Raw genomic sequence first — 4,023 nt, 5'->3', positions numbered from 1 at the left:
ACTCGTCCTCCCCCGGCGCGAAGCGCGGTTCGGGGGAGGTGTCTGCGGAGCAGACGGAGGGGGCTTCTCTTCGCTTGGCGCCGGCGCGGAGACGCGGCAAAGCAGCGGTCATGCTGATCGTGCTCTCCCCGGCCAAGGCGCTGAACTACACGGCGGGCCCGGCGTCCGCGCCGTTCTCTCTGCCCCGCATGACCGACCAGACCTCTGAGCTGGCCAAGACCACGCGGCGGCTGCGCGAAGCGGACGTGAAGCGGCTGATGTCGCTTTCGGATTCCCTCGCCAAGCTGAACCGCGAACGGTTCCTGGCCTTCGACCCCGCGAGCGAAGAGGGCGTGCAGGCGGCCTTCGCCTTCAACGGGGATGTCTATCTGGGCCTGAAGGCGCGGGAGCTGGACAAGAAGGCGCTCGGCTGGGCGCAGGACCACGTGCGGATCCTGTCGGGCCTCTATGGCCTGCTCAGGCCGATGGATGCGATCCAGCCCTACCGGCTGGAGATGGGCACGCGGCTGAAGACCCGGCGCGGGACCAATCTCTATGACTTCTGGGGCGACCGGATCGCCCAGGCTCTGGACGCCGACACGGCCGGTCATGGCGACCGCACGATCGTCAATGCGGCCAGCGAGGAATACTTCGGCGCCGTGGATCGCAAGGCGCTGAAGTCGCCCGTGGTCGCCACACGGTTCGTCGAGGAGAAGGATGGCGAGGCGCGGGTGATCTCGTTCTTCGCCAAGCGGGCGCGGGGCGCCCTGGCCCGCTGGGCCATCGACAACCGGATCGACCGGGCGGCGGACCTGAGGGCCTTCGATGTCGACGGATACCGCTTCCAGGCCGCCGCTTCCTCCGACATCGAGTTTGTGTTCACCCGCCCGCAACCGCCGCCGCCGGCTCCGGCCCGCACCCGCAAGGAAGGCTGAGCATGGCCGTCGACTATCGCCTTGAAGGCCAGGCCGCCGTCATCACCGGCTCGACCAGCGGCATCGGCCAGGCCATGGCCGGCGCGCTCGCCGAGCAGGGCGTGAACGTGGTGCTGAACGGCTTCGGGGACGCGGCGCAGATCGAGGCGGATCGCGCCGCGCTCGCCGCCCGCACCGGCGTGAAGGTGCTCTACTACGGCGCCGACATGACCAAGCCGGACGAGATCGCCGACCTGATCGGCTTTGCGCATCGCGAACTCGGTCGGCTCGACATCCTGGTCTGCAACGCCGGCGTGCAGCACGTGGCGGCTGTGGACGAGTTCCCGGACGCCAAATGGGACCAGATCATCGCCATCAACCTGACCTCGGTGTTCCACGGCGCCAAGCACGCCCTGCCGATCATGAAGGCCCAGGGTCGCGGGCGGATCGTCAACATCGCCTCGGCGCACGGCCTGGTCGCCTCGCCGTTCAAGTCGGCCTATGTGGCGGCCAAGCACGGCGTGGTGGGCTTCACCAAGTCCTGCGCGCTGGAGGTCGCCCGCGCGGGGATCACCGTGAACGCGATCTGCCCCGGCTATGTGAAGACGCCGCTGGTCGAGATGCAGATCGGCGACCAGGCCCGCACGCGGGGCATCAGCCCGGAACGCGTCGTCGAGGATGTGATCCTGGCCGTGCAGCCCAACAAGAGTTTCGTCAGCTACGACCAGCTGGCGGCCCTGATGCTCTATCTGGTGTCGGACCAGGGCGGCTCGACCACCGGCGCGGCGCTCACCATCGACGGCGGCTGGACGGCGGCCTGATCGCGGGTTCTTGACGATTCTAGAATTCCCGAATAATAGAATCGTATAGCCCAAGGAGACCCGGCCATGAAGCGCCTGCATGTGCACCTCAGCGTTCCCGACCTCGACGAGTCGATCCGCTTCTACGAGACCCTGCTCGGTGCGCCGCCGAGCGTGGTGAAGCCGGACTACGCCAAGTGGATGCTGGATGATCCGAAGGTGAACCTGGCCATCTCCACCCAGCCCGGACGCGCCATCGGCCTCGATCACGTCGGCATCCAGGTGGACAGCGCGCAGGAGCTTGGCGAACTGGCCCAGCGGCTCAAGGCGGCGGGCGCCGAGACCTTCGACGAGGCGGCGACCACCTGCTGCTACGCCCAGTCCGACAAGAGCTGGGTCGCTGATCCGGCGGGCGTGCGCTGGGAAACGTTCTATACGTTCGGCGAAGCCACGACCTACGGCGCCGACAAGGCCATGGCGGCGCTTGAGGCCTCGGCCAAGCCGGGTTCGGCCTGTTGCGGACCGGCCAAGGCCGAACCGGCGGTCGCGCCGGCGCGCGCCTGCTGCTGAGCCCGGCGTGGAAACGAAAGAGGCCATCACCGCGCTTTCGGCCCTGGCCCATGAGGGCCGTATGGCGGTGTTCCGCCTGCTGGTCCGGGCCGGGCCGCAGGGCCTGTCGGCCGGCGAGATCGCCGAGGCGACCGGCGCCCTGGCCAACACCCTCTCGACCAACCTCGGCATCCTCGCACGGGCGGACCTGGTCACGTCCCGGCGAGAGGGGCGGTCGATCATCTACACGGCCGGCTTTGGGGGCATGCGCGAACTCCTCGCGTTCCTGATGGAGGACTGCTGCGCCGGCCAGCCGGAGGTCTGCGGAGCGACCGCCGAGATCATCGCGCGCCCATGCGGCCCGGTGGCGACGGCCTGACCATGGCGGACCTCGCCCGTCGTCTTTCCGCGGAGGCGCTTGGAACCCAGGCGTTGCTGGCCGCCGTGGTGGGCTCCGGGATCATGGGCGAGCGGCTGTCTGGCGGGAACGACGCCATCGCGCTCCTGGCCAATGCCGTCGCCACCGGCGCGGCGTTGGTGGTTCTGATCACCATCCTGAGCCCGGTTTCCGGCGCGCATTTCAATCCGGCGGTCACCCTGGCGGCGGCGCTTCGTCGCGAGATCAGCTGGGCGATGGCGGGCGCCTATGTCCTTGCGCAGACGGCGGGCGCGGTCGGCGGCGTGATGATGGCGCACGCCATGTTCGAGCTCCCGATCGTCGAGGTTTCCACCCGGGCCCGCGACGGCGTCGGCCAGGGGATTTCCGAGATGATCGCGACCTTCGGTCTGGTTGCGGGGATTCTCGGGTGCGCCCGCTGGCGGCCCGCCGCGACGCCGGCGATCGTCGGGCTCTACGTCACAGCCGGCTACTGGTTCACGGCCTCGACCGGGTTCGCCAATCCGGCCGTGACCCTGGCGCGGTCGCTGACCGACACCTTCACCGGCATCGCGCCGGCGTCGGTTCCGCTGTTCGTCGCGGCGCAGATCGCCGGCGCCCTGGCGGCGGTCGGGGTGGCGGGCTGGCTGTTCGGCGTATCGCACAAGCCCGACTGACCCCGCGTCACGGTTTGCAACGGACTTTCGCGGCGCCATCCTTTCGGCGCCGAGACCGGAGGACGAACCCATGACCCTGCATACGCCGCTGTGCGACCTCTTGGGCGTGAAGCACCCGATCATGCTGGCCGGGATGGGCGGCGTTTCCTATGGCGAACTCGCGGCGGCGGTGACCAACGCCGGCGGGTACGGCGTGCTTGGCATGGCGGGCCGGACGCCGGAGTTCATCCGGGATGAGATGCGCAAGGTGCGCAAGCTGACCGACGGGCCGTTCGGGGTCGATCTGCTCGCCGCGAGCCCTGAGAGCCTGACGGCCTCAGTGGAGATCATCATCCAGGAGGGCGCCTCCAGCTTTATCGCAGGGCTCGGCATTCCGATGCCGATCATGGAAAAGCTCAAGAAAGCGGGCCTCAAGGTCATGGTCGTGACCGGGGCCGTGAAACACGCGGTCAAGGCCGAGCAGGCGGGCTGCGACGCGGTGATCTGCCAGGGCGGCGAGGGGGGCGGACACACGGGTCTGGTCGGCACCCTGCCGTTGGTAGCCCAGGCGGTCGAGGCGGTGAAGATCCCGGTGGTGGGCGCCGGCGGGCTCTATGACGGGCGGGGTCTGGCGGCGATGATGGCGCTGGGCGCGACCGGCGTGTGGATGGGCACCCGCTTCATCGCCAGCCACGAGGCGCATTCGGCGCAGATGTATCGCGACACCATCGTCCAGGCGTCGGATGAGG

General features: G+C 69.2%; 6 protein-coding genes. All 6 read left to right on the top strand.

All coding sequences use genetic code 11. The features are described 5' to 3' along the window. Positions 1 to 110: 110 nt before the first annotated feature. Entirely contained in the window at positions 111 to 914 is an 804-nt protein-coding gene (gene yaaA, locus ACIQ3R_RS16155; RefSeq protein ID WP_397419881.1) for a peroxide stress protein YaaA, read from the top strand. A 2-nt stretch (positions 915 to 916) separates the two neighbouring features. After that, complete coding sequence (locus ACIQ3R_RS16150) at positions 917 to 1,714, top strand: 3-hydroxybutyrate dehydrogenase (RefSeq protein WP_397419880.1); 798 nt, start codon at positions 917 to 919, stop codon at positions 1,712 to 1,714. 66 nt (positions 1,715 to 1,780) lie between these two features. Beyond that, positions 1,781 to 2,263, top strand: a complete 483-nt coding sequence (locus ACIQ3R_RS16145; RefSeq protein WP_397419879.1) for an ArsI/CadI family heavy metal resistance metalloenzyme — start codon at positions 1,781 to 1,783, stop codon at positions 2,261 to 2,263. 7 nt (positions 2,264 to 2,270) lie between these two features. Beyond that, positions 2,271 to 2,621, top strand: coding sequence for an ArsR/SmtB family transcription factor (locus ACIQ3R_RS16140; protein ID WP_397419878.1), 351 nt, complete (start codon positions 2,271 to 2,273; stop codon positions 2,619 to 2,621). Positions 2,622 to 2,623: 2 nt separating this feature from the next. Then, on the top strand, positions 2,624 to 3,295 hold the full coding sequence (locus ACIQ3R_RS16135) for an aquaporin (RefSeq protein WP_397419877.1): 672 nt from the start codon (positions 2,624 to 2,626) through the stop codon (positions 3,293 to 3,295). Between the two features lie 70 nt (positions 3,296 to 3,365). Next, positions 3,366 to 4,023: nitronate monooxygenase (locus tag ACIQ3R_RS16130; RefSeq protein WP_397419876.1), on the top strand; the 658-nt coding region annotated here is incomplete at its 3' end.

The organism is Phenylobacterium sp., from assembly GCF_044371015.1.
Classification (GTDB): domain Bacteria; phylum Pseudomonadota; class Alphaproteobacteria; order Caulobacterales; family Caulobacteraceae; genus Phenylobacterium.
This window is presented reverse-complemented; position numbering and strand designations above follow the sequence as displayed.